General features: G+C 66.5%; 23 protein-coding genes and 2 tRNA genes. 6 read left to right on the plus strand and 19 right to left on the minus strand.

The genetic code is table 11. The features are described 5' to 3' along the window. Positions 1-6: 6 nt before the first annotated feature. The 4 genes from rnc to coaD form a co-directional block, all read right to left on the minus strand. Positions 7-735: a ribonuclease III gene (gene rnc / locus NMQ03_RS12800; protein WP_255172511.1), complete on the minus strand. Its 729-nt coding sequence runs from the start codon at positions 733-735 to the stop codon at positions 7-9. Between the two features lie 21 nt (positions 736-756). Beyond that, a complete protein-coding gene (gene rpmF, locus NMQ03_RS12805) occupies positions 757-960 on the minus strand; it encodes a 50S ribosomal protein L32 (RefSeq protein WP_009356569.1) in 204 nt (67 codons plus the stop codon). Between the two features lie 36 nt (positions 961-996). After that, positions 997-1,521, minus strand: a complete 525-nt coding sequence (locus tag NMQ03_RS12810) for a DUF177 domain-containing protein (RefSeq protein ID WP_255175605.1) — start codon at positions 1,519-1,521, stop codon at positions 997-999. A gap of 122 nt (positions 1,522-1,643) precedes the next feature. Continuing rightward, entirely contained in the window at positions 1,644-2,144 is a 501-nt protein-coding gene (gene coaD / locus NMQ03_RS12815) for a pantetheine-phosphate adenylyltransferase (protein WP_255172512.1), read from the minus strand. Between the two features lie 43 nt (positions 2,145-2,187). On the opposite strand from coaD, the gene NMQ03_RS12820 reads away from it, so the two are divergent. Together NMQ03_RS12820 and NMQ03_RS12825 are read left to right on the plus strand one after the other, a co-directional pair. Continuing rightward, positions 2,188-3,417 (plus strand): aminotransferase class I/II-fold pyridoxal phosphate-dependent enzyme, encoded by a 1,230-nt coding sequence (locus NMQ03_RS12820; RefSeq protein ID WP_255172513.1) that lies wholly within the window; start codon positions 2,188-2,190, stop codon positions 3,415-3,417. Then, positions 3,417-4,205 carry a spermidine synthase gene (locus NMQ03_RS12825; RefSeq protein WP_255172514.1) on the plus strand — a complete coding sequence of 263 codons (789 nt, stop codon included), beginning with the start codon at positions 3,417-3,419 and terminating at the stop codon, positions 4,203-4,205. The genes NMQ03_RS12820 and NMQ03_RS12825 overlap by 1 nt, the downstream gene beginning before the upstream one ends. On the opposite strand, the gene rsmD is transcribed toward NMQ03_RS12825, so the two are convergent. From rsmD to thiL, 4 genes are read right to left on the minus strand one after another with little or no spacing between them, the layout of a single operon-like run. Next, complete coding sequence (gene rsmD / locus NMQ03_RS12830) at positions 4,202-4,846, minus strand: 16S rRNA (guanine(966)-N(2))-methyltransferase RsmD (RefSeq protein WP_255172515.1); 645 nt, start codon at positions 4,844-4,846, stop codon at positions 4,202-4,204. The genes NMQ03_RS12825 and rsmD overlap by 4 nt on opposite strands. 42 nt (positions 4,847-4,888) lie before the next feature. Continuing rightward, positions 4,889-7,159, minus strand: coding sequence for an ATP-dependent DNA helicase RecG (locus NMQ03_RS12835; protein WP_255172516.1), 2,271 nt, complete (start codon positions 7,157-7,159; stop codon positions 4,889-4,891). Continuing rightward, on the minus strand, positions 7,149-8,135 hold the full coding sequence (locus NMQ03_RS12840) for a DAK2 domain-containing protein (RefSeq protein WP_255175606.1): 987 nt from the start codon (positions 8,133-8,135) through the stop codon (positions 7,149-7,151). Before NMQ03_RS12840 ends, NMQ03_RS12835 begins: the two co-directional genes overlap by 11 nt. Before the next feature lie 22 nt (positions 8,136-8,157). After that, the gene (gene thiL / locus NMQ03_RS12845) at positions 8,158-9,204 is read right to left on the minus strand and encodes a thiamine-phosphate kinase (RefSeq protein ID WP_255172517.1); all 1,047 of its coding nucleotides are present in this window, start codon (positions 9,202-9,204) and stop codon (positions 8,158-8,160) included. Between the two features lie 69 nt (positions 9,205-9,273). Here thiL and NMQ03_RS12850 point away from each other — a divergent pair, with 69 nt between their 5' ends. After that, positions 9,274-9,777, plus strand: a complete 504-nt coding sequence (locus tag NMQ03_RS12850; protein ID WP_255172518.1) for a DUF3515 domain-containing protein — start codon at positions 9,274-9,276, stop codon at positions 9,775-9,777. Positions 9,778-9,965: 188 nt separating this feature from the next. Here NMQ03_RS12850 and NMQ03_RS12855 read toward each other — a convergent pair whose 3' ends face one another. From NMQ03_RS12855 to leuC, 6 genes are all read right to left on the minus strand, one after another. Next, entirely contained in the window at positions 9,966-11,114 is a 1,149-nt protein-coding gene (locus tag NMQ03_RS12855) for a D-alanine--D-alanine ligase family protein (RefSeq protein WP_255172519.1), read from the minus strand. Between the two features lie 2 nt (positions 11,115-11,116). Then, positions 11,117-12,166 (minus strand): NAD(P)H-dependent glycerol-3-phosphate dehydrogenase, encoded by a 1,050-nt coding sequence (locus NMQ03_RS12860; protein WP_255172520.1) that lies wholly within the window; start codon positions 12,164-12,166, stop codon positions 11,117-11,119. After that, a complete protein-coding gene (locus NMQ03_RS12865) occupies positions 12,163-12,933 on the minus strand; it encodes a 1-acyl-sn-glycerol-3-phosphate acyltransferase (protein ID WP_255172521.1) in 771 nt (256 codons plus the stop codon). The genes NMQ03_RS12860 and NMQ03_RS12865 overlap by 4 nt, the downstream gene beginning before the upstream one ends. Positions 12,934-12,942: 9 nt before the next feature. Then, positions 12,943-14,268, minus strand: coding sequence for a UDP-N-acetylglucosamine 1-carboxyvinyltransferase (gene murA / locus NMQ03_RS12870; RefSeq protein ID WP_255172522.1), 1,326 nt, complete (start codon positions 14,266-14,268; stop codon positions 12,943-12,945). 148 nt (positions 14,269-14,416) lie between these two features. Further along, the gene (gene leuD / locus NMQ03_RS12875; protein ID WP_255172523.1) at positions 14,417-15,019 is read right to left on the minus strand and encodes a 3-isopropylmalate dehydratase small subunit; all 603 of its coding nucleotides are present in this window, start codon (positions 15,017-15,019) and stop codon (positions 14,417-14,419) included. Between the two features lie 9 nt (positions 15,020-15,028). Next, positions 15,029-16,483, minus strand: coding sequence for a 3-isopropylmalate dehydratase large subunit (gene leuC, locus NMQ03_RS12880; RefSeq protein ID WP_255172524.1), 1,455 nt, complete (start codon positions 16,481-16,483; stop codon positions 15,029-15,031). A 113-nt stretch (positions 16,484-16,596) separates the two neighbouring features. Between leuC and NMQ03_RS12885 the strand changes: the two genes are divergently transcribed. Both NMQ03_RS12885 and NMQ03_RS12890 read left to right on the plus strand, forming a co-directional pair. Further along, complete coding sequence (locus NMQ03_RS12885) at positions 16,597-17,316, plus strand: IclR family transcriptional regulator (RefSeq protein ID WP_009356552.1); 720 nt, start codon at positions 16,597-16,599, stop codon at positions 17,314-17,316. 41 nt (positions 17,317-17,357) lie between these two features. Next, positions 17,358-17,903: a DUF1697 domain-containing protein gene (locus NMQ03_RS12890; protein ID WP_255172525.1), complete on the plus strand. Its 546-nt coding sequence runs from the start codon at positions 17,358-17,360 to the stop codon at positions 17,901-17,903. Positions 17,904-17,913: 10 nt separating this feature from the next. On the opposite strand, the gene NMQ03_RS12895 is transcribed toward NMQ03_RS12890, so the two are convergent. From NMQ03_RS12895 to NMQ03_RS12915, 5 genes are all read right to left on the minus strand, one after another. Then, the gene (locus NMQ03_RS12895; RefSeq protein WP_255172526.1) at positions 17,914-19,530 is read right to left on the minus strand and encodes a GTPase; all 1,617 of its coding nucleotides are present in this window, start codon (positions 19,528-19,530) and stop codon (positions 17,914-17,916) included. Beyond that, complete coding sequence (locus NMQ03_RS12900; RefSeq protein ID WP_255172527.1) at positions 19,527-21,296, minus strand: dynamin family protein; 1,770 nt, start codon at positions 21,294-21,296, stop codon at positions 19,527-19,529. The genes NMQ03_RS12895 and NMQ03_RS12900 overlap by 4 nt, the downstream gene beginning before the upstream one ends. Positions 21,297-21,303: 7 nt before the next feature. After that, positions 21,304-22,356 carry an acyltransferase gene (locus NMQ03_RS12905; protein ID WP_255172528.1) on the minus strand — a complete coding sequence of 351 codons (1,053 nt, stop codon included), beginning with the start codon at positions 22,354-22,356 and terminating at the stop codon, positions 21,304-21,306. A 119-nt stretch (positions 22,357-22,475) separates the two neighbouring features. Then, positions 22,476-22,551, minus strand: a tRNA-Glu gene (locus NMQ03_RS12910). A 128-nt stretch (positions 22,552-22,679) separates the two neighbouring features. Next, a tRNA-Gln gene (locus tag NMQ03_RS12915) sits at positions 22,680-22,751 on the minus strand. Between the two features lie 384 nt (positions 22,752-23,135). On the opposite strand from NMQ03_RS12915, the gene NMQ03_RS12920 reads away from it, so the two are divergent. Beyond that, entirely contained in the window at positions 23,136-24,620 is a 1,485-nt protein-coding gene (locus NMQ03_RS12920; RefSeq protein WP_255172529.1) for a hypothetical protein, read from the plus strand. Positions 24,621-24,641 lie beyond the last annotated feature (21 nt).

Consider the following 24,641-nt stretch of genomic DNA (forward strand, 5'->3'; position numbering starts at 1 on the left):
GGAACACTACTTGGCGGTGACTGAGCCCGCGGACGTGCCGGCTGCACTCCGTGTCTCGGCACCCGAAAGTACACGCCAGGCGTCGGCCGCGGCTTCCTGCTCCGCTTCCTTCTTGGAATGCCCGGAGCCCTTGCCGTAGGCCGTTCCACCGATGTTCAGCACAGCGGTGAAGGTGCGGGCATGGTCCGGGCCGGAGCCATCCACTGCGTAGTGGATGCTGCCCAGCTGCCGGCTGGCCGCGAGTTCCTGGATACTGGTCTTCCAGTCGGTGCCGGCGCCCAGGACAGCGGCATCCTTCAGCAGCGGCCCAACCAGCCGCATGACCAACTGCCGCGCGGTCTCGATGTCGTTGGAGACGTAGGTTGCCCCGATGAGGGCCTCCATGGTGTCCGCGAGGATGGACGCCTTGTTTTTGCCGTGGGTGAGTTTCTCGCCCTGGCCCAGGTAGATGTACTCACCAATGCCCAGGCTGCGTCCGATGCCCGCAAGGGCGCGGGTGCTGACGACGGCGGACCGGCGCTTGGCGAGTTCGCCTTCGGGCAGGTCCGGGTTGTCCCGGTACAGGGCATCAGTGACGGAAAAGCCCAGGATGGAGTCGCCCAGGAACTCGAGGCGCTCGTTGGTGGGGATACCGCCGTTCTCGTATGCGTACGAGCGGTGGGTAAGCGCAAGACGAAGCGTCCCGGCGTCAATAGTGACACCGAGACGCTTCAGAAGCTCTTCAGTTGAAGACATCAGTCAGCCTGTTGGGGCCGATTAGACGTCAGCGACCTTGCGGCCCTTGTACTCAAGGAACAGCGCGGTGCCAGCAGAGTCGGTAACGACCTTTGCCTGGTGCGGCAGGCTGTAGGTGACCTGGCCGTTCTCAACGGTCTTCACCAGGTGGGGGGCGGTCGCCTTCCACTGCGAGCGGCGGGCGCGGGTATTCGAGCGAGACATTTTCCGCTTGGGAACAGCCACGGCTAACTCATTTCTCTCTAGACAAACACGTACAAATCAATTTTGCCGGTCAGGCTTAGCCATATCAGCTAGGGCAGCCCAGCGAGGATCCAGGACCTCGTGGTGGTGCCCCGGCTCGTCTTCCAGGCGAGCTCCACATTCGGAGCAAAGGCCCTGGCAGTCTTCCCGGCACACCGGCTGGAACGGCAGATTGGTGACAACTGCGTCCCGCAACACCGGTTCAAGATCGATTACATCGTGCTCGACTCGACGTTGCTCTTCATCTTCTTCTCCGTCCGAGAGCGCAGTGCCCTCGTAGAAGAAAAGTTCTTGCACATTGACCTCAAGGTCATACGCAAGGGGATCCAGGCATCGGCCGCACTCGCCGGTTACTTCGGCGATAACGGTTCCTGATACCAGAATTCCTTCGTGTACGGCCTCCAGTCTCAGGTCGAACTCGACATCCGAGCCTTCCTGAACACCAATGAGCGCCACACCAAGATCACCCGGTGCGGGTACATGTTCCTTCAGTGTCCGCATGCTTCCCGGGCTGCGCCCGAGGTCCTTGACGTCGAACGCCAGGGGCGAACCAGCATCTCTGTTAATGAGAACTCCTGTTGAACATATGACCGACGTACCATCTTAGCCTGAAGAGCCATGGTGACTCAAACCGGCAGCGGGCAGCGCCGAAGTACCGATCCAGCCTACCGCTTCGGCTGCTGATCCGGCGAAGGCTCGCCGGAAACCATGCGCCGGTGCACCGACCGGGGCACATAGTCCGAGACGCTGCCGCCCAGGACAGCCACTTCCTTGATCAGGGTGGAGGACAGATGGACGTAGCTGGCCTCTGCCGGGAGGAAAACTGTCTCCACCCCGCTCAACTGCCGGTTCATGGTGGCCATGGGAAGCTCGTAGTCAAAGTCCGACGACGACCGGAGCCCTTTGACGATGGCGGAGACGCCCCTCTGGCGGCAGTACTCCGCCAGGAGCCCCTCGCCCACGGGTTCCACCACGATGCCCTTGAGCAGCGCCAGGGTCTCCCGTGCCATTTCCAGCCGTTCCTCCAGGGTGAACATGTACTTCTTCGCGTAGTTGGTGGAGATGGCCACGATAACCTCGTCGAACAGCCCGGCAGCCCGCGCAATGACTTCGAGATGGCCGTTGTGGATGGGGTCGAAGGATCCGGGGCACACAGCGCGTCTCATGCTCCGAACCTACCGCATGGAAAGGCCGGGATACCATGGCTGGATGCATCCACCCCGGGATCTTTCCACCCCCCTGGCACCTGCTCCCTGGCAGCGCACCGCGCTCGGAGCAAACCTCCTGGCGCCGGACGGCGGACTCGGAGTCACCATCTTCGAAGAGATGACCACCCTGGCCGTCCAGACGGGCGCCATCAACCTGGGACAGGGCTTCCCCGATGAGGACGGGCCGGCGGAAATCAGGCATGCGGCGCGGGCGGCCATTGCTGCCGGGGCCAACCAGTATGCGCCGGGCAAGGGCCTTCCGGAACTCCGGGAGGCGGTGGCGTCGCACCAGGAGCGCTTTTACGGGCTGGCGCCGGACCCGGCAACGGAAGTCATCATCACTACCGGGGCTACCGAGGGCATCGCCGCCTCCTTGCTGGCGTTCGCCGGGCCGGGCGACGAGGTCCTCACGTTTGAACCGTTCTACGACTCCTACGGCGCGGTGATTGGACTTTCCGGAGCCACCCACACCACCGTCCCCCTGGCGGCCCCGGACTTCATGCCGGACCTGGCCGCGGTGGAGGCAGCCTTCAGCGAACGGACGCGCGTGGTGCTGCTGAACAACCCGCACAATCCCACCGGCGCCGTCTTTCCGCCCGCTGTCCTGCAGCGGGTGGTGGACCTTGCAGCCAAGCACGAAAGCATCATCATCACCGACGAAGTGTACGAGCACCTCACCTTCGGCGTGAGCCATATCCCGGTAGCCACCCTTCCGGGCGCCGCTGCCCGGACCATCACCATTTCCTCCGCCGGCAAGACGTTTTCCCTCACCGGCTGGAAGATCGGCTGGCTGAGCGGCCCCGAGGAGCTGGTCGCGGCGGTCCGAACGGTAAAGCAGTTCCTCACCTACAGTTCAGGCACACCCTTCCAGGCAGCGATCGCCCAGGGACTGGCCCTGCCGGATGGGTTCTACACCGGCATCGCCTCTGCTCTGGAGCAGAAGCGGGACATTCTCAGCGCAGGGCTCCGGGCTGCGGGCTTTGACGTCTTTACTCCGCAGGGAACCTACTTCGTCAATGTAAATACAGCTCCGCTGGGCATCACGGATGCGCTGGACCTGGCCCGGCGACTGCCGGCACTGGTGGGGGTCGCCGCCATCCCAGTTCCGGTCTTCTGCCACCCGGAAGGCGCCGAACGGACACGAAGCCTGCTCCGCTTTGCCTTCTGCAAGAAGACGGAAGTCCTGGAGGATGCCGCCGAGCGGCTGGCAACCCTGCGCGGCAGGCTCTGATGTCCGGCCGCGGCGGCGGTGCCGCCAGCCGCTTCCTGCGGACCACCGGCCAGCACGCCACGATCGAACCCGACGCCTTTACCGATGGCGGCTACGTCCTCAGCATCGGCGGCGCTGAACAGTCACACGTCAACCTTGACCGGCCGGAGGACATCTTCTACGAGTACCTTCGCCGGATCGGGCACCTGGTGGATCTGGCGGCACCGGCAGGGGAACAGATCAGGGCGCTCCACCTTGGAGCAGGGGCTCTGACACTGGCGCGGTACATCCAGGCCACCCGTCCGGGCTCAACCCAGTACGCGGTGGAGCTGGAACGTGAACTGCTGGACTTTGTCCTGCGGCACCTGCCGATGCCCGAAGGGACGAACCTGACCACCGTCATCGGCGATGCCCGCGAAGCACTCGGTGCGCTTGACCCGGGCCTCACCTTCGACGTCGTGATCCTGGACATCTTCTCCGGCCCTGAGGCACCGGAGCACATAGCCAACAGCGGTTTCTACCGCGAGGCCAGGGAACGCCTGGGCCCGGAAGGGCTCCTGATCGTGAATGTGGGCGACGAACCGGCGCTCACCCTCGTCAGGAGCCAGGTGGCGGCGATGCGCGGGGCCATGGCCGATGTGGGCGCCGTTGCCGAGGCCGGCATGTTCCAGGGCAGGTATCCGGGAAACATCATCCTTGCGGGAACCCAGGGCCCGTGGCCGGAATCGTGGACAGCTGAGCTGACAGCGCGGGGCCCCCACCCCGCAAGGGTCCTGGCCGGAGTGGACCTGGACCCTTTCTCGGCCTAGGCGCCCGGGGACTCAGCCCCGTCAGCGTCAGCAAGGTCACCGTCGGCCAGGTCACCGGGGGCGATGGCGTCGGGAACGAACGGCTCCGCGAACCACAGCCTGGTCTCCCCGTATTTCTTTTCGGCGAACCTGGTCATCCCCACCGGCCAGCCCGGTTCCGGTGACCGCGAGGAGCGTTCCACCACCACCACGGCTCCGGGGCCAAGGTGGGCCGCAAGCTTCTGCAGCACCGCTGACAGCGTTCCGTCCTCCAACGGATACGGCGGGTCCAGGAACACCAGGTCCCAGGCGCCCGTTGGTGCAGCGCGGTCAAGGAACGGCTCCACCTTTGAGCGGTGGACGGTAACGGTTTTCTGGCCCAGCACTCCATTGATGAGGTCCGCGTTGCGCTGGCACACGGCGCTGGCCTTGGCTTCCGACTCGACCAGGTCCACCGCCCGCGCTCCCCTGCTGCCGCTTTCCACGCCCAGGGCACCGGAACCGGCATAAAGATCCAGCACCCGGGCGCCGGCGATCACGCCAAAAGCATCGAGGCGGGAGAACAGCGCTTCCTTGACCCGGTCCGTCGTAGGGCGGGTCAACGATCCGGGAACAGCTGCCAGCGGTGTGCCGCCGGCGGCCCCGGCGATGATCCGCGTCACGGCGTCCACCGTGACCCGGCGGCGCCCGCTGCGCCCTCGTTGCTAACCGCGTTCAAGGAACGCCTCCTTCTCGGGGTTGAGGTACTGCTCAATGGCATCGGCGAGGCCGGGGTGGCCGGTCAGCAACGGGTCACCGCCGACGATTGCCTGGGCGTCGTCCCTGGCCCGGGCTATCACGTCTTCGTGTTCGAGGACCCGCAGCAGCTTAAGGGTGGACCGGCCGCCGGACTGGGAAGCACCAAGGATATCGCCCTCGCGCCGCAGCTTAAGGTCTTCCTGCGACAGAACAAAACCGTCCGTGGTTGCAGCCACGGCCTCCAGCCGCCGCCGGCTGGGATGGCCGGGTTCAAGGGCGGTGACCAACAGGCAGGTCCCCGGCAGCCCACCACGGCCCACACGCCCGCGAAGCTGGTGCAGCTGGGAGATCCCGAACCTGTCGGCGTCCAGGATCACCATCAGGGTGGCGTTGTGCACGTCCACCCCCACTTCGATCACGGTGGTGGAGACGAGCAGTTTGATGCGGTTGGCGGTGAACCCGGCCATGGTGTCCGTTTTCAACTCGGGGTCCTGGCGCCCGTGAAGGGGAGCCAGCGGAACTCCCGCCAATGAGGACTCAGCCAGCAGGTGGTCCATGACGGCGGTGACGGACGCGAGTTCCCTGGCCTCCTCCGCCTCCACGCCCGGTGGTGCGGCCTCCCCGGGGCTGAAGTCGCCGTCGTCGTCGGTTCCGATCTTGGGACAGACCACGTACACCTGGTGGTAAGCGTCGATTTCCTCCCGGGCGCGTGCCCAGATCCGTGCCGCCCAGGCAGGGTTCTCCGCGAGGCCCACGAGATGGGTGGTGATGGGGGCCCTGCCTTTGGGCAGTTCATCGAGGGTGGAGGTTTCGAGGTCACCAAACACGGTCATTGCCACGGTGCGCGGAATGGGCGTGGCGGTCATGACCAGCAGATGCGGCGGCTTCCGGGCCTTGGCCCGCAGGGCATCGCGCTGTTCCACGCCGAAGCGGTGCTGCTCGTCCACCACGATCAGGCCGAGGTCGTAGAACGAGACGTTGTCGCTGAGGAGGGCGTGGGTGCCGATGATGATCCCTGCCGTCCCCGAGGCCGCATCCAGCATGGCTTGCTTCCGTGCCGCCGTGGGCATGGATCCGGTTAACAGCGTGACCTGCACGGATGGCCCGTTGCTTCCGGCCAGGCCGCCAAGGAGTCCGTCGCTGGAGAGCGAACCCAGGGTGCGGCGGATGGAGTCGTAGTGCTGGGCTGCGAGCACTTCGGTGGGGGCCAGGAGCGCGGCCTGGCCGCCGGCGTCCACTACCTGGAGCATGGCCCGCAAGGCCACGACGGTCTTTCCGGAGCCCACTTCGCCCTGGAGCAGGCGGTTCATGGGCGTGTCCTGCGCCAGCTCCCCTGCGAGGGTCCTGCCGACGGCGGCCTGGCCGGCCGTGAGGGTGAAGGGCAGCGCCTGGTCGAAGGCGGCCAAAATGCCTTCTCCGACAGGGCGCCGGGCGGTGGCTTCCTCAGCGGCGAGCTGGGCCCGGCGCCTGGCAAGCGCTGACTGCAGCACCAGGGCTTCCTGGTAACGGAACCGGTCGCGTGCACGCTTCCAGTCGGCGGCGGTTTCAGGCACGTGGATGAGGCGGTAGGCGTCGGCCACGGGCAGGAAGTCTTCCCGGGCCGCGACCACCGGGGGCACCGGGTCCGGCACCGCGCCAAGGTCCGAGGTCTCAAGCAGCGTCGCGATCACCTTCTGGATCTTCCAGCTGGGCAGTTTGGCCGTGGCCGGATAGACCGGAATGGGCATGGCCGCAAGCTTTTCGGGATCCTGGCCCCCGTCGCTGAAGGGATCTTCGTCCAGGAGCTGGAAGTCCGGGTTGGTGAGCCCAAGCTTCCCTTTAAAACTGGTAACCCTGCCCGAAAACAGGGCACGGCGTCCCTGCAGGAGTTCGTTTTTCGCCTTGAACCCGTTGAAGAAGCTGATTTTGAGGGTCCCCGGAACTTTTCCGGTGTAATCCCGGCCACCCACCAGGCGAAGCCCCTGCTGCCCGTCGTCGTCGGAAACGATGACGTCGGTGATGGTCCCGCGCCGTGCCTGCATATGCCGGGTGCTGCTGGACAGAACCCTGGCAATGAGGGTGACCTCCTCATCCAAAGGAAGCTCCGTGATGGGCGTGAGCTCACCGCGGCTCATGTAACGGCGCGGGAAGTAGTTAAGGAGGCCCTCCACGGTGGTTATGCCGAGATGTTTCTCAATGACTGCCGCCGAACGCTTCCCGATCCGCCGCTCCAGGGCCAGTTCCAGCTCAGCGTTCATGCCCGCCAGTGTTCACCGCATCCGCATCAGGATCCCTGGGCAGGGCCAGTTCGCTGATGGTGATCTGGGAAGGTTCGCCCAGCGAGCGGATAATTGCAGCAGCCGGGGCAGCCTCCGGCACGTGCACGTGGACCCGCCACCGGTAGTTTCCTTCGGCGTCCGGCCCGTTGCCAACCTGGCTCATGATCACGGACTCGCCAATCTCGTCCAGCCGCTGCCGGAGGGTTGCGGCGTTCAAGGGCGAAAGGCTGATGGTGCACATGACTTCCACGCCGTCGTCGTCCGGCAGGGAGGTGTGGATGTGAGGATCGGAGACATCGTAGCCGTGCAGGCCGTCGAGGAGCTCGCCCTGCAGTTCCTGCCCCATGACGGCTGAGCGGAGGCAGTCGAGGATCAGCAGCATCCCCACACCGCCGGCATCCACCACCCGGGCAGACTGGAGCGCATCAAGCTGCTCCTCGGTGTGGATCACGGCGGCCAGGGCCCCCTCCACCGCTGCGTCCAGCGCGAGGCCCAGGGCGTGGTTGCTGTCATCGCCGTCCTGGCCGTCGTCCACAGCCCCAGCCGCACGGGCTGCCGCCTCCATCACCGAAAGCATGGTTCCCGGAACGGGATCACTCAGCGCAGACCAGGCGCGGATCTGGGCACGGTTCAGGGCTGCCGACAGGAGGGTGGACGTCAGCCGGGTGTGCCCGGCCAGTGGTTCGGCAGCAGCACACAGGAAAACCGAAAACAGGGTTCCGGAATTTCCCCTGGCCTCTTCCATGGCTGCCTGCCCGGCCTTGGAGAGGACTTCCCCGACGTCCACGGGGGCCGGCTGGTCCGCGTCCAGCACCAGCGACCGGGCGGCAGCGCGGACCGTGAGGTAGAGGTTGGTGCCGGTATCACCGTCAGCGACCGGGAAAATGTTGATGGCGTTGAGCCGGTCGCTGTGGTTTCCCAGGGCAGTTTCAGCCTTGCCCAGCCACCTCTTCATCGCCAGCGCGTTGGCGGCAACCTTAGTGTGCAAAGTGATCCCATCCCCCGGTGTCCGCGGCCCGGCCAGCTATCAGGACACCCGGGCCTTCGTCGGTGCCGAGTGCATGTATCGAGCCTATCGCAGTGAATCCGGGTGGCAGCTGAACGCCGGCCGGGAATGTGGCCAGCAGCCCGTGGTCCTCCCCGCCGCCCAGGACCCACGGTGCCGCATCTGCTCGCAGCCGCGCCGCAGCAGGGCCCAGCAGGTCCGCCAACTGGGTAAGACGCGCTGGGTCGAGGACCACCGCGACATGGCTGGCGGTGGCCAGCCGCTTCCCGTCGCGCAGGAGTCCGTCCGAGATATCCAGCATCGCCGTGGCACCTGCCGCGCGGGCTGCCGGGCCGGCTTCCAACGGCGGCCGCGGACGGCACTGCAGGTCCACAAAGGCCTGCTCTGCAGGGGTGAGGGAGTCCAGCGGCACGCCCGATTCGAGCAGGGCCAGGCCCGCTGCCGCGTGGCCGACGGTTCCGGCCAGCGCGAGGATGTCCCCGGGCCGTGCGCCGGACCGGAGGACGGGCCGCCCGCCGTCGAGGGTTCCCAGGACCGCAGCAGTCACCGAAATTTCCCGGCCCCGGCCAAGGTCGCCACCCGCCACGGAACAGTGGACTGCCCCGAGTTCCCGGATTCCGGCCGTCAGCCCGTCTGCCAGGTCCTCCACCCAGCGGACCGGCGTGTCAACGGGAAGCGTGAGGCTGACCACCAGGGATGTGGCATGCGCACCCATGGCGTTGATGTCGCTAAGGTTCTGTGCCGCGGCCTTCCAGCCGACGTCGAACCCGGTGGTGCGGTAGCCGTTGGGCCACAGGAGCCGGAAATCCTGGTCCTGGACCTGGGTGTCGATGCTGATGACGGTCTTCCCATCCGGAGCAGCGACGATGGCGGCATCATCCCCCGGGCCGAGGAGCGTGCTCGAGTTGTGGCCGCCCTCCATATGCAGGCGCGGAAAGATCCGGGCCAGCAGGTCGGCTTCGGAAAAGCCGGCCACGGTGGGCTGGCGGTCAACGCGGTTACGGAGGTCTTCAGGCACGCCACTACGCTACCGTGCCGGGCCGACATTGTGTCCGGACGGGGACTGCGGCGGCGATAGGCTGGAAGCATGCACCATCCCCAGCTGCCCCTGTCCGCCCGCGCCGCCAGGATCGCGGCAGTTGGGGCAATTGCCGCCCTTTCACTGGCTGCCTGCTCCCCCGCCGTTGATGTCACCGCCGCCAAGGACGCCGCCAACCCGGCGTGCGCGCCCATGATGGTGGCCCTGCCTGATGCCATAGGCGATTCCAAACTGCGGAAGACAAACAGCCAGGCCACCGCTGCCTGGGGCGATCCGTCCCTTGTCATTCTCCGTTGCGGCGTCAACGTTCCGGGGCCGACGACCGACCGCTGCGTCACCGTCAACGGAATCGACTGGGTGATCAAGGAAGGCGACCCCGTGTGGACGCTGACCACCTACGGCAGGGAACCCGCAACGGAGGTCCTGATGGACCCGGACAAGATCAGCTCCGCGACAGTGCTGGCGGACCTGGCAGCAGCGGTAAGCAAGGTTCCGTCGTCACGGAACTGCGTAGGCCAGGAGGATCTGCAGAACCTGCCCAAGAGCCAGTAACCGGCCGGTGAGGGCCCACGCCGGCAGGGTTCCCTGGCCGAAGCGGAGCGAGGTTAGGGTGCCGGTGGGTGGGCCCACGCCGGCAGGGTTCCCTGGCCGAGCGGAGCGAGGTTAGGGTGCCGGTGGGTGGGCCCACGCCGGCAGGGTTCCCTGGCCGAAGCGGAGCGAGGTTAGGGTGCCGGTGGGGATCAGCGGAGTCCGGTGTTGCGGTTCAGCGCCAGGTAGATCAGTTCGTCGATGAGGTCGGCGTAGCCCAAACCTGTTGCCGCCCACATCTGGGGATACATGCTCTTCGGGGTGAAGCCGGGCATGGTGTTGATCTCATTGATGATCAATTCGCCCTCGGGCGTGTAGAAGAAGTCCACCCGGCTGAGTCCCTCGGCCCCGACTGCGTCAAAGGCGGCTGCCGCCAGCTCACGGACCCGGGAAATGGCTTCCGCAGGCATGTCGGCCGGGCAGCTCAGTGCTGCGGCGTCATCCTCCACGTACTTGGCGTTGAAGTCGTAGAACTCGTGGGTACCCCCGGCGACGGAGATTTCGCCGGGCATCGATGTCCGTGGCGCATCCGTGCCCCGGCCCTCCAGGACCGCGCACTCGATTTCGCGTCCAACTATGCCGGCTTCGATCACGAGCTTGAGGTCGTGGCGGCGGGCTTCCTCGATGGCGGCGTCCAGCCCCTCGAGGGAGTCGACTTTCGAAATGCCCATCGAGGACCCGGCACGGGCCGGCTTGACGAAGACGGGGAACCCTAGGCGGTCCACCTGTTTACGCACAGCTTCCGGGTCCTTGCGCCATTGCCGGTCGGTCACAACCACATACGGGCCCACGTGCAGCCCGGCAGCTTCGAAGACCACCTTCATGTAGTGCTTGTCCATGCCGACGGCCGATGCCAGGACCCCGGCGCCGACGTAGCGCGTATCCGAGAGCTCCAAGAGGCCCTGGATGGTGCCGTCCTCGCCGAACGGGCCGTGCAGCAGCGGGAAAACCACGTCAACGGCGCCCAGTTCCTGGGGAACCTGGTTGGGCGAGGCCACGATCAGCTGGTGTTCCCCGCCGATCTCGGCCAGGGTTACGGTCTCCGACGACGGCACAACTTCCGGGAGCGATGATGCCGCCAGGGACCATTGGGCCGTTTCGGCGGGGGCGAGAACCCACTGGCCGGTCTTGGCGATCCCGATGGGGATGACCTCGTACTTGTCCTTGTTGATGGCACCCAGCACACCTGCCGCCGTGACGCAGCTCACGGCGTGCTCGCTGGAACGGCCGCCAAAAAGCACGGCAACGCGCGGCTTCCTGGTGGGGACCGTTTGGCCTGTGGTGGGTTTGTCTTGGGACATGGTCAGTAATCGCCTTCAGGTTTCAATTCCCGGGACAGCAGAACCGGCCCCAGTTGGTCAACGGACAGCTTGCCTGCCAGCACCGCCACGACGGCGGCAGTAATGGGCATTTCGACGCCGAGCTTGCCGGCAAGTTCATGGACGGCCTGGCCGGACTTGATGCCTTCGGCGGTCTGGGTCATCTTCCGGCCCACCTCCTCCAGCGTCAGGCCCTGTCCCAGCAGCCGGCCGGCAGTGTGGTTCCGGGACAGCGCGGAGGAACACGTCGCCACGAGGTCGCCAAGCCCTGCGAGCCCGGCCATGGTTTTCGCTTCGCCGCCCAGCGCCAGCGCAAGGCGGGATGTTTCCGCAAGTCCCCGGGTAATCACCGAGGCCTTGGTGTTGTCCCCCATCTGCCTGCCCTCGCAAATGCCAACGGCCAGTGCGATGACATTCTTGACGATGCCGCCAATTTCGACGCCGACGACGTCCGCCGTGGTGTACGGGCGGAAGTAAGGGGCGGTGCAGCTCCTGGCAAGCCAGCCAGCCGTCGCGGAATCCGTGCACGCCACAACGGACGCGGTGGGTTCCTCACGGGCAATTTCCATGGCGAGGTTGGGGCCCGAGACGACCGCGATGCGCTCCTGCGGCAGACCCAGTTCCTGGCCGATGACCTCACTCATCCGGGCATCAGTTCCCAGCTCCAGGCCTTTCATGAGGGAGACGACGACGGCCCCGGGGGCGATCATGTCCTTCCACTCCCGCAGCTGGGGACGCAGCGACTGGGCCGGAACGGCCACCACCACCAGCTCCGCCCCTGTCAGGACCTCCCGGACGTCGGTTGACGCCGTGATGCTCTCCGGCAGGACGATGTCCTTGAGGTAGTCGCTGTTGCGGTGGCTGGTGTTGATCTCTTCCACCACTTCGGCGCGCCTGCCCCACAGCTTGATGGCGCGCGGCGTACCGGTGGCAAGGGCGGCGTCGGCCAGGATCTTCGCGAACGTTGTTCCCCATGATCCTGCACCGAGGACGGCCACTGTGCGGGCCGCTCCCGGCTTTGCGTCAGCGGTCACTGCGCTTCCGTTTCTGCGCCTGGCTGCTGCCCGCGTTCCACGAACCGCCCGTGCTTGGCCTGCTGCTGCTTGGCCGGATCCCAGCGTTCCGCGGGAGGCTGCTCACCGCGCAGTCCCGCCAGGAGCTCCGTGATGGCATCCATGATGAGTTCGGTGGCCTCGCTCAGTGTGGCCTTGTCCAGGGGACGGCCCTTGAAGGCGCTCAGGTCCACGGGATCGCCCACGACCACCCGGGAACGCTTCCGCGGGAACAGGTGGAACCGCTTGCCGTACCGGGGGAAGACCTCGTGCGCACCCCAATGGGCGATGGGCACCACAGGGATGCCCCCCTCAAGGGCAAGCCGTGCCGCGCCGGTGTGCCCCTTCATCGGCCAAAGCCCGGGGTCGCGGGTCAGCGTGCCCTCCGGGTAGATGATGATTGCGCCGCCCTCAGCCACAATCTCCTGGGCCACCTGCAGCGACCGGTTCGCTCCCGCCGTCGAACGCTCCACGGGCACCTGCTTGGTCGCGCGCAGGAGCGGGCCCAGGCCCGGCACCTTGAAGAGTCCGGCCTTGGCCAGGAAGTGCGGGGCCCGCTTCTGGTTGTAGAGCATGTGCCCTACCACCAGGGGATCGATTTCGGTGCAGTGGTTGGGCGCGGCAATGAAGCCGCCCGCGGGAAGCTTCTCAGTGCCTTCCCACGTTTTGGACATCATGACGTTCATCAGGGGCCGGACGACGCTGGCGATGAACACAAATGTGGCCCTGCTCCTGGCAGATTCCTTCACGGTCCCGCTCTACTTCGTGGTGGTGATGTCGAAATCGGCACCGAGGCCGGCAAGCTTCTCGGTGAAGCGCTCGTAGCCGCGGTTGATGATGTCGATGCCGGTGACCCGTGAGGTCCCCGTGGCGGCCAAAGCGGCGATCAGGTGGCTGAACCCGCCGCGCAGGTCCGGAACATCGATGTCGGTTCCCTTGAGCTGGGTGGGGCCGGAAATGACCGCGGAGTGCAGGAAGTTGCGTTGGCCGAAGCGGCACGGAACGCTGCCCAGGCACTCCCGGTGCACCTGGATGCTGGCGCCCATGCGGATGAGCGCGTCCGTGAAGCCGAAGCGGTTCTCGTACACGGTTTCGTGGACAATCGAGACGCCCTCGGCCTGGGTGAGTGCCACCACCAGCGGCTGCTGCCAGTCGGTCATGAAGCCGGGGTGGACATCCGTTTCGAGGACCAGCGGGTTCAGCTTTCCGCCCTTGTGGTAGAACCGGATGCCGTCCTCGCCGATGTCCATTCCGCCGCCGACTTTGCGGTAGGTGTTCAGGAAGGTCATCATGTCGCGCTGGGAGGCGCCCTCGACGAAGATGTCGCCGCGCGTCACCAGCGCCGCCGACGCCCAGGACGCCGACTCATTGCGGTCCGAAAGCGCGCGGTGGTTGTAACCGCCCAGGTCCCGGACGCCTTCGATGCGGATGGTGCGGTCGGTCTGGACGCTGATGATGGCGCCCATTTTCTGCAGCACGGCGATGAGGTCGACGATTTCCGGTTCGGTGGCGGCACCGGAAAGTTCCGTGATGCCTTCCGCGCGGGTGGCGCTCAGCAGGACCTGCTCCGTGGCCCCCACGGACGGGTAAGGGAGGGAGATCTTGGCGCCCTGCAGGCCTTTGGGCGCCGAGATGTGGATGCCGCCGGGGCGTTTCTCCACAACGGCGCCGAACTGGCGCAGGACGTCCAGGTGGTAGTCGATGGGCCGGTCACCGATCTTGCAGCCGCCCAGGTCCGGGATGAAGGCTTCGCCGATCGCGTGGATCAGCGGCCCGCACAGCAGGATGGGAATGCGGGAGTCGCCGGCGTGGGCGTCGATCGCGGTGCTCGGCGCCGTCTTGGCGGCCTTGGGGTCGAGGGTGAGGTCACCGTTGACCGGGTCTTTCTCCACGGTCACGCCATGCAGCTGCAGCAGGGAGGTGACTACCTCGACGTCCTTGATTTCCGGCACGTTCCGCAACACCGAGGGTTCGTTTCCCAGCAGCGCCGCCACCATTGCCTTGGGGACAAGGTTCTTTGCCCCACGGACGCTGACGCGGCCTGTAAGCGGGACACCGCCGCGGATTGTCAGAACACTACTCATATACCGGTTTCCTCACGATCACTAGCCCCCAAAACCTTGCAAAGGCTCCAACCAAGCATAGGAGGTCGCGTTACCGAACCGAAATAAGGGGGCACCGGCGGCGGGGCGTGGCGGAACGGACACCCGCCGCCGGATGGCGCACCCCAGGCTAGGAAAGCTTCGCCGTCAGGGTCTTGGGCTTGAATGCCGGGCGGGTGGCCTCATAGGCCGTGATGTCGGCTTCGTGCTGCAGGGTCAGCCCGATGTCATCCAGGCCTTCCAGGAGCCGCCAGCGGGTGTAGTCGTCGATCTCAAAGGGCGCCACGATGTTGCCGCACACCACGGTCTTGGACTCGAGGTCCACCGTGACCTGGGTGCCCGGGGCGTTCTCGAGTTCCTTCCAGATGAGCTCGATGTCGTCCTGGGCCACCTGCGCGGCCAGGAGCCCCTGCTTGCCCGAGTTGCCGCGGAAAATATCGGCGAAGCGGGACGACAGCACGGCCTTGAAGCCGTAGTCCTTCAACGCCCAGACGGCGTGCTCGCGGGAAGACCCGGTACCGAAGTCCGGGCCGGTCACCAGGACCGAACCGGCGCTGTACGGCTCTTGGTTGAGGATGAAGGAGGAGTCCTTCCGCCATGCCGAGAACAGGGCATCCTCGAAGCCGGTCCGGGTGATGCGCTTGAGGTACACCGCGGGGATGATCTGGTCGGTGTCGACGTTGCTCTGGCGCAGCGGGACGCCAATGCCGGTGTGCTTGGTGAACTTTTCCATGGTGTTGTCCTAGGCTGCGTCGATGCGGATGGCTGCGGGTTCGGGAGCCGGTTCAAGGTCCGACGGCGAGCTGAGCGTGCCGCGCACGGCCGTGGCTGCGGCCACCACCGGCGAGACCAGGTGCGTGCGTCCGCCCTTGCCCTGGCGTCCTTCGAAGTTGCGGTTGGAGGTGGAGGCGCACCGCTCCCCGGGCTCCAACTGGTCCGGGTTCATGCCCAGGCACATGGAGCAGCCGGCGAAGCGCCATTCGGCACCGAAGTCCTTGAAGACCTTGTCCAGGCCCTCGGCCTCTGCTTCGAGCCGGACGCGGGCCGAGCCGGGCACTACCAGCATGCGGACCTGCGGATCCTTTTCGCGGCCGCGGATAATGTCCGCGGCGGCGCGCAGGTCCTCGATCCGGGAGTTGGTGCAGGAACCGAGGAAGACCGTGTCCACCCGGATGTCCTTCATCGGCGTGCCGGCTTCGAGCCCCATGTACTGCAGGGCGCGCTCCGCGGCGGCCTTGGCGTTCTCGTCGCCGAAGTCCCCGGGGGACGGAACGGACTGGGACAGCGATACGCCCTGGCCGGGGTTGGTTCCCCAGGTGACGAACGGCTCCAGCGTGTCGGCGTCCAGGTCCACCTCGACGTCGAAGGTGGCGTCGTCGTCGGTCCTCAATGTGTTCCAGTACTCGACGGCGGCGTCCCAGTCAGCGCCCTCCGGCGCGTGCGGGCGGCCCAGCATGTAGTCGTAGGTGGTCTGGTCGGGTGCCACCATGCCCGCCCTGGCGCCTGCCTCGATGGACATGTTGCAGATGGTCATCCGTGCTTCCATGGACAACGCCCGGATGGCCGAGCCACGGTATTCGAGCACATAGCCCTGGCCGCCGCCGGTGCCGATTTTCGCGATCACGGCGAGGATAATGTCCTTGGCGGTAACGCCCGGGCGCAGCGTGCCCTCCACGTTGATGGCCATGGTCTTGAACGGCTTCAGGGACAGCGTCTGGGTGGCCATGACGTGCTCCACCTCGGACGTGCCGATACCCATGGCCAGCGCGCCGAACGCACCGTGCGTGGAGGTGTGCGAGTCGCCGCAGACAACCGTCATGCCGGGCTGCGTGAGTCCCAGCTGGGGACCTACGACGTGGACGATGCCCTGTTCGGCGTCGCCCAGGCTGTGCAGCCGGACCCCGAACTCCGCGCAGTTGTTGCGCAGGGTCTGGATCTGGGTGCGGCTGGTGAGGTCGGCAATGGGCTTGTCGATGTCCAGCGTGGGGGTGTTGTGGTCTTCGGTGGCGATGGTCAGGTCCGGCCGGCGCAGCTTGCGGCCGGCCAGGCGCAGGCCTTCAAAGGCCTGCGGGGACGTGACTTCGTGGACCAGGTGAAGGTCGATGAAGAGAAGGTCAGGCTGGGCGTTGGCACCATCGCCGTCACCTTTGCGCACCACGTGTGCGTCCCAGACTTTCTCGGCCAATGTCTTTCCCATGGCCCTCTCCCTTCACTGCTGTTTGGCTGAATGGTCCAACTGAATCAGGAGGGCTCCACACCGCGCCACCCGAAAGATTTGCATCTCAGATAATGAGACGGCAATATCATTACATGGACAATTCTAGTGGAGTCGGTGTCATTGATAAAGCGGCCCAGGTGCTCGACGCCCTCGAGGCAGGACCCACCACCCTGGCGCAGCTCGTGGCGGCCACAGGCTTGGCCCGGCCCACTGTCCACCGCCTCGCTTTGGCGCTGGTGCACCACCGGCTCGTCAGCCGCGACATCCAGGGCCGCTTCGTGCTCGGCAGCAGGCTTGTTGAGCTCGCCTCGGCAGCCGGCGAGGACCGCCTGATCGCCTCCGCCGGCCCGGTCCTGATGCAGCTGCGCGACGCCACGGGCGAGAGCGCCCAGATTTTCCGCCGCCAAGGCGACTGGCGCGTCTGCGTCGCCTCCGCCGAGCGGCCCATCGGGCTTCGCGACACCATCCCCGTCGGCACACAATTGTCCATGAAGGCAGGTTCCGCGGCCCAGGTCCTGCTGGCGTGGGAAGACCACGACCGGCTCCTGGAGGGCCTGCAGTCGGCCCGCTTCACGCCCACTGTCCTGGCAGGAGTACGACGGCGGGGCTGGGGGCAGAGCCTGGGCGAACGCGAGCCGGGGGTCGCGTCCGTCTCGGCACCGGTGCGGGGTCCGTCCGGCAGGGTGATCGCCGCCGTCTCCATTTCGGGCCCGATCGAACGCCTGACCCGCCAGCCGGGACGCCTCCACGCCGAAGTGGTCTGCAATGCAGGACGCATCCTGACCGAGGCGCTGCGGAAGAACAACGACTAGGACCTTCCCTCCCCCGGCGTCCGCGCCGCTAGGCTGTGGCCATGGGCAGCTACGCAGTGTTCCTCCGCGGCATCAACGTAGGCGGAATCAATATCAAAATGGCGGACCTCAGGGGCGCGCTGAAGAACTGTGGTTTCGAGGACGCGAAGACCCTGCTGGCGAGCGGCAACGTGGTGCTGTCCAGCAGCCTGGACGCGGCAGCCGTGAAGCGCGAGTGCGAAAAGTGCCTCCGTGCGGCCTTTGGCTACGAAGCCTGGGTGGTGGTCCTGGAAGCCGGGCGGGTGGGCCACCTGGTGGAAGCCTGCCCTTACCCTGACGACGACAAGTCCACCCACGCCTACATCACCATCTCCTCGGACACCGCAGTCCTGGACGAACTCGAGGCGGCCGGTTCAGCCCTGGAAGGCCAGGACCAGCAGCGGCTGGCGCCGGAGGCTCTCGCCTGGCTGGCCCCCGTAGGCGGAACCCTTGACAGTCCCTTCAGCAAGATCAGCGCCAAGGCGAAGTTCAAAGCGGCAACCACCACCCGGAACCTGCGCACCATGATCAAGGTCCGCGACGCCGCACGGGCCCTCGCAGCAGGCTAGCGAACAGGCCCTAGGCCTGCCCGGCCTTCTTCAGTGCCTTGTTGAACGCCGCAAGCCTTCCGATTTCCGCTTCCACCGGTTCCACCACCAGCTCCTGCGCCGCCGCTGCAACGGCGCTGTTGAGCCGTCGTCGTGCCCTGGCAGCCCTGGCCCGGGCAGCCGCGGCTGCAATGAAACGTCCGGTGATCGCCAGGAAAATCCCCAAAACCAGTCCGAAGGCGATCATCAGGGTGGGCACCGGCCATCCCTCCACGCGCGGCACCTCCGGCACCGGCAGCTGAAGGTAGCCGAGCCCGGCCAGGACGCCCAGCCAGCCCAGACCGCCCACCAGGATTAACAGCGCCAGCCACTGCACCGCGTTGAAAGCACCCCACCACCACGCTTTCCGGTCGGCAGCCAGGTCGGTTCCGGCGATGGCCTGGTCCAGCGCATCGGGCAGGCGCTCCCGGTAAGCCCTTGCAGCCCCCCGGATCGCGGCCCGCCATGGGCCGGGCGCGCCGGCACTGGCCGCGTCCGCGAACTCCCTGACAGCTGCATCGGTGCGTGCCCGGTCCGGCGCACCGGCCGTCGGCAGCGAAGTCCGGTTCAGGCTGGCAGGAGAACTGCTGCGGAGGTTGAGCCGGCGCAGCGGGTCAACCCGGAACCGGGAGAGCCAGCGGGTTACCGGCCAGCCGGTGCGGCGCACGGACTCGAGGCGGTAAGACTGTCCCACGGCCCGCACCACGGCAGGCACATTCGCCGCAACGGCCAGTTCCTCCGCAAGCTGCGTCCTGGCGGCAGAACGGATCCCTGCGGCATCGCCGTCACCGGAGGCATGCAGCAGATCCTCCGCGGCCTTGCTGATGTCCGCTTCCAACCGCCGGGACTGGGCCTGCCGCTGCACAGCCACCTTCCGGATCGCGGCCCGCACCTCCGCAATCCCTGCCCCTGTCAGCGCGGATGACGCGAGTACGCGCACCTGTCCCAGCCCCTCGCCGTCAAGGATCGCGTGCAGCGAGTCAAGTACCGGCTGCACATCGTGCGCAGGCAGTCGGTCCACCTGGTTGAGGACCACCAGCGTGACGGCCCCGTGGGACGCCAGCGGCGCCAGGAAGCCGTTATGGAGGGCCGCATCCGCATACTTCTGCGGATCGAGCACCCAGACCAGGACGTCCACCATGCCCACCATGCGCTGCACGATCTCGCGGTTGGCGGCGCGGGTGGAGTCGAAGTCGGGGAGATCCAGCAGGATCAGCCCGGTCCGCTCGTCCGCAAAGCCCTCCACGGGCTGGGCGTGGTGCCGGTTCCCCACCTCCAGCCAGTCGAGGAGCGCTTCACTGCCCGCTGCTCCCCAGACCCCTGCCAACGGTTCCGATGTGGTGGGCCGGCGCGCGGCCGCCGTCGCGATTTCCGCGCCGCTGACGGCGTTGAAAAGGGACGACTTGCCGCTTCCTGTTGCCCCAAAGAAGCCGACCACTGTGTGGTCACCGGACAAGGAACGGCGGGAACTTGCGCGTTCCAGGACAGCGAATGCCTCCTGCAGCGCCTGGTCCGGCAGGACACCCTCCCCCAGTTCGCGGGCGTCCTGGAGGGCCTGGAGCCGGGTGTCCAGCCGTGAGGACTCCCGCGCTCCGCTGTGCCGGTTCACGCGCTCCCCGCCAGCCGCGCCAGTTTTCCGGCCTGCACTGCAAGTGCCTGTGCCAGGTCCGGGTTGTCCGCCGGCAGCCGCTGCAGGAACTTCTGCTGCTCGTCCATCAGCAGCTGCCGGCAGCGTACTGCCAGGTCCTCGCGCGCCTTGTCCGCCATCCGGCGCACGGCATCCTCGCCAAACACCGCCTCCAGCAGGCGCTGGCCCACGACGGCGGTGCCTCCGGCCACGCCGATCTCCAGTCCCGTGAGCCCCGCCGTCATCGAAAACACCACGATCATCAGCGCGGCACCGAGGCCGTTGATGCCGAACGACAACCAGCGCGCCTGGGTGCGTCTGCCCTGGCCTTCGGTGCGGATCAGCTCCATCAATGCTTCCTGCCAGGCCCGGATCTCTGCAGCCGCCCGGTCAGCGAACCCGGGCGCCGTCCCGGACAGGTCGTCCGCGGCCAGCAGTTGCCGGCCGGCCGGGTCCGAACGCCACCGCTGGTCAGTGTCTTCGGCAGCATTGGCTGCCTCGTCGACAATGACTGCCTGCAGGCCGGTCTCGATAGCCGCCTCCACCCGCACGGCCGGCGCGGGTTCGCCACGGAAGAATGCCCCCAGCCGGTCCCTGAACCGACCCACGTTCTGCTCGAGGGTGCGGAAAAATTCGCCGGTGCCCACGAAGTCCTGCCAGCGGGCCAGCACCTCGCCCCGCAGCAGGGCTCCGTCGCGGGTGGCGTCCAGGATCCGGGTGGCCGCATTTTCATAAGCCGCCACGGCATCGGATTCGAGCCGGGCAGCTGCCTGTTCCTGTTCACGCACAGATTCGGCGAGGTCTGCAACCCGCTGGGCCAACGCACGGACTGTCCCGTTCAGCGTTCGGCGTGCCACATCGGCCCGCCCCGCCGCATCGGATGCCAGCGACGCCAGCCACACCCCCAACTCATCCACGGCCCCGGCGGGCAGCATGCCGCGAGCATCCAGGACTGTTTCGGCGATGATGAACAGGCGGCTTCCGGCCAGGCCTTCGCGGTCCAGCAGGCCCCGGAGGTCCTGGCTCACCTCCGCTTCGGCGCCCTGCGGCACCCGGTCCAGCACCACGGCCACCGTGATGTCCCGGGAAGCGGCGTCCAGGAGGAGCTTCCAGGGGACGGCGTCGGCATACCGGTTTGCGGTGGTGACAAACACCCAGAGGTCGGCGGCAGCCAGCAACTGTCCGGCCAGGAGGCGGTTCTGGTCCGAAATCGAGTCGACGTCGGGCGCATCAAGGAGGGCGATCCCGGCAGGTACTGCCGCATCAGCCAGCAGGACCAGGGAATCGGTGGCAGCGGCCGGCTCCCCCGCGTGGCCCGTGGGCGCTGGACTGGCAGCCAGGGTTCCCCGGATCCGGCTTAGCCCCGGCAGGACGCGCTGGCCTTCAAACCAGGCAGCCTCGGCGGGGTTGTGCAGCAGGATTGGCTGGCGGGTGGTGGGCCGGATGGCTCCGGCGCGGGTTACCGGGTGCCCCACGAGTCCGTTCACGAGGGTGGATTTGCCCGCGCCGGTGGAACCGCCGACGACGGCGAGCAGGGGGGCGTCCAGGCTGCGGTACCGCGGAAGGATGTAGTCGTCCAGCTGGGCCCTTGCGGCTAAGGCGTCGCGGCGCGCCTGGTCTGCACCCGGCAGGGCCAGCGGCAGGGTGACATCGTCCAGCCCGCTGCGGATTTCCTCCAGCAGCGTCACCGCCGCCAAGGATTGCGGGGGCGGCTGGGCTGGGCGGCCGTGCTCGTCGTGGGAGGTCACAGCAACATCATGCCAGTTGAGTGGCTGGCCCCCGGTCTTTTGTAAGTGGGAACCAGCTCCGCGCCGACATTTCCACGTAACGGCACGATAGCCAGGCTGCAGGCGCTAGCGCCAGCAGCGATGCCGCGGCGAATAGCAGCGGTGGAACCCCAGTATGCAGCCCCATGGACGCCAGGACCTGCTGGACCGGCCAGCCGTAGATGTACACGCCGTAAGAGATATCGAAGCGCGAACCGATACGTGACAACGGCAGATGCAGAGAGCTGGCCAGAAGGAGAATACACAGCGGTATGTGCACGAGCGACTGCGCGTAACCCAGAGAAGCAACCAACACGACGAAGCCAGCGGACAACAATGCGGCTCCGCGTCCCGCCGGGATCCAGTCCCGGAACATGTACACCAGCGAGCCAGCGAGAAAGGTGATCACCGGCACAAGAGGCCAATCGTAAGGGGTTGGTGGGAAGGTCCAGCCGGCATCAACGGCAAATGCGGCAACGGTGCCCGCAAGGAAGAGACAAAGCACCGCCGCCCGCGCCAACTCCGCCTTAAGCGCGAAAAACAAAACGCCGATCAACATGTAGCAGGCGATTTCCCAGAACAAAGTCCATAGGGGCCCGTTCCACAGTCGGGGATCAGGAACGCCGTCCAACGATCCCGGAATGCCCCCAACGGCAACTCCGGGGAATCCCGCGGACAGGTTGCTTGCAAAGTAGAGCACGGCGTCGGGAAACCAATAGCTTCGCCCTGTCGTCACGGCCGTCAGTGGGGCGATGACAAACGCTACTGCCGCGACGCAGGCGACAAGTCCGGGAAATATTCTCAGGAAGCGCGCACGCCAATAGGTACTGCCCGTCACCCGCATCCTGCTCCGGGTGATCAGGTACCCGGAGATACCGAAAAATCCAAGAACTGCCCAGCTCCCCAGCTTGACTCCCCCCGGTGCCGGTTCGGGCCCATAGGCGCCAAGCCACCATGAGTGCGAAACAACCACAAGGGCTGCGAGCACCAGCCGGATGGCATTCAACGAATTCTTGCCATCAGCAAAAAGTTTCCCCAGCACATCTTCCCCCGACGCTCGCCCCTGGAGTTCAGAGTAGGCGGGGCCCCGCAACGTTTGCGCGGGGTATGCGCAAGTTAAACGAAAAATGGCCCCGGACTGTTGCCCGGGACCATTTCCGATGGTGACCCCAGCGGGATTCGAACCCGCGTTACCGCCGTGAGAGGGCGGCGTACTAGGCCGCTATACGATGGGGCCGTGTACTTCCGGCAGCGTTTCCGCTGCTCAAGCTCAGTGAGTATTTCACACACTTTGCCGTGGTTTCAAATCGGCGAACCGAGTGGAAACCTCCTGTTTTGCGGCTGAAATCAGCACTCAAACCAGAGCTGGGATACCAGGACTCGAACCTAGAATGACGGTACCAGAAACCGTAGTGTTGCCAATTACACCATATCCCAATGGCACTTTCGGGCCGGATTTCAGGGCGTTTTCCCTGCTCCGTGCGCCTCAGCACGAGAAATTACTTTACCCGAGACTTTCGGCTCGCACAAATCGAGAGCCGGACAGGCGCGGGAGCCACGGCAGAACGGTTGCACCAAACCCCTTGCCCGCCTTCCGCCCGTATGGTTACCCTCGAGTAAGTTACCCATCAGTAACAATCTCCCTTTCCCCTCTCATGGGGCACCCACGAGGAAAACGGGAACGCCTTACCAGCCACGGTTTTTCGCCCCCGGGCAGCGTCGTCCGGCGGAAGTTAGGAAGTGTCAGCGTTGACAACCCGCACAGCAACCATTGCCGCAGCCAGGCCCAGACCCCGGTCACAATCCATCGCAATCATCGCCTTGTCCCTCTTGCTCACCCTGTTCCTTGCGTTCTACACCTACCTCACCGGCCAGATTTCCAACGGTGCCGCCCAGCTCATGGACGGTGCCGGGCAGGCGGCCGCGGGGGCGTCGCAGCTCAGGGACGGCTCCGGGCAGCTGGCCACAGGAGCCGGCGCAGCGAACAAAGGCGCGGGCCAGGTCAAGGACGGCTCGGTCAAGGTCAAGGAGGGAAGTGCCGAGCTTAATACCGGGGCTGCGGCCCTGCAGGCGGGTGCCGGGAAGATCTTCTCCGGAGTCCGTGACCAGCTGGCGCCCGGGGTGGACAAGCTGCATGCCGGCACCACCAAGCTTCAGAATGATGTCCTGAACAAACTCGTCCCCGGCGTCTACCAGGTGGATGACGGCGCCCACAAGCTTCAGGCCGGCGCCATCGCACTGTCCGCGGCGCTGACTCCCACTGCTGCCGGAAACGCGCCGAACAACCTTGCCGACGGTGCGGGACAGCTGGCGGCGGGTACCGGCCGGCTCGCGGCAGGCGCCGGTCAGCTCGACGCCGGCACCACCAGCCTGAGCGCAGGGACAGCGGCGCTGAAGAACGGAACAGCGCAGCTGAAGGGCTACCCCGGCGCGGGGAATGATCCGGCCAAGGGAGACGGGCTCGCCGCGCTCAGCCAGGGGCTGGACCAGCTTGAAGCGGCGGCGAACGGGCCCCAGGGCCTGGTTCCCCTGGCCGTCATCAAGGACCAGATCGCCAAGTTGGCCGACGGCGGCCGGCGCGCCTACGCGGGAGCGGGGCAGCTCGATGCGGGAGCAGCGAAGCTGAACGACGGCGCCGGGCAGCTTAAGGCCGGAACCGGCAGTTTGACCACGGGAGCCGCCCAGCTGGATGACGGGGCAGCCCGGCTGAAGGCGGGCTTTGCCACGTTGGCCGGGAAGCTCAATGCGACGGACCCGCAAAATCCGGGTGTGGTGTTGGGCACGTCCATGCTGGCCGAGGGCACGGCCAAGATCAGGGTAGGAATGGACGGCGTCCCCGGCAACCCGGACAGCCCCGGACTGATCTACGCCGCAAACAACCTCCAGGACGGCACCACCAAACTCAGCGCCGGAATCAACGGCGGCGAAGACCCCGCCAACCCTGGCCTGCTGGCCGGAACCGAGGCGTTGTCCGACGGCACAGTGGCCCTGAGCCGCGGCACAGGCCAGCTGCAGGCCGGATCCGCCCAGCTCGCCGACGGAACGGGGCAGCTCGCGGACGGCAACGGCAAGCTGGACGACGGCTCAGTCAAACTCGCCGACGGTGCGGGCAAGCTGGCGGACGGCAATGCGAAAATCGCGGCCGGCACGCAGGAGCTGCACTCGAAGGTGGCCGCTGTATCGCCGTCGTCGTGGCTGGACAACCCGGTAGTCGCACTTGTGGTGGTGGCGCTGCTGGTGGCTGCCGCCGTCGGGGCCTACCTGGTCCTCCGCAGGCGTTCCCTGCGGCCGGAAGCTGCGGCCTGACACCCGGAGCACTCTTGTCGA

Source organism: Arthrobacter sp. DNA4 (assembly GCF_024362385.1).
In the GTDB taxonomy this organism is placed as follows: Bacteria; Actinomycetota; Actinomycetes; order Actinomycetales; family Micrococcaceae; genus Arthrobacter.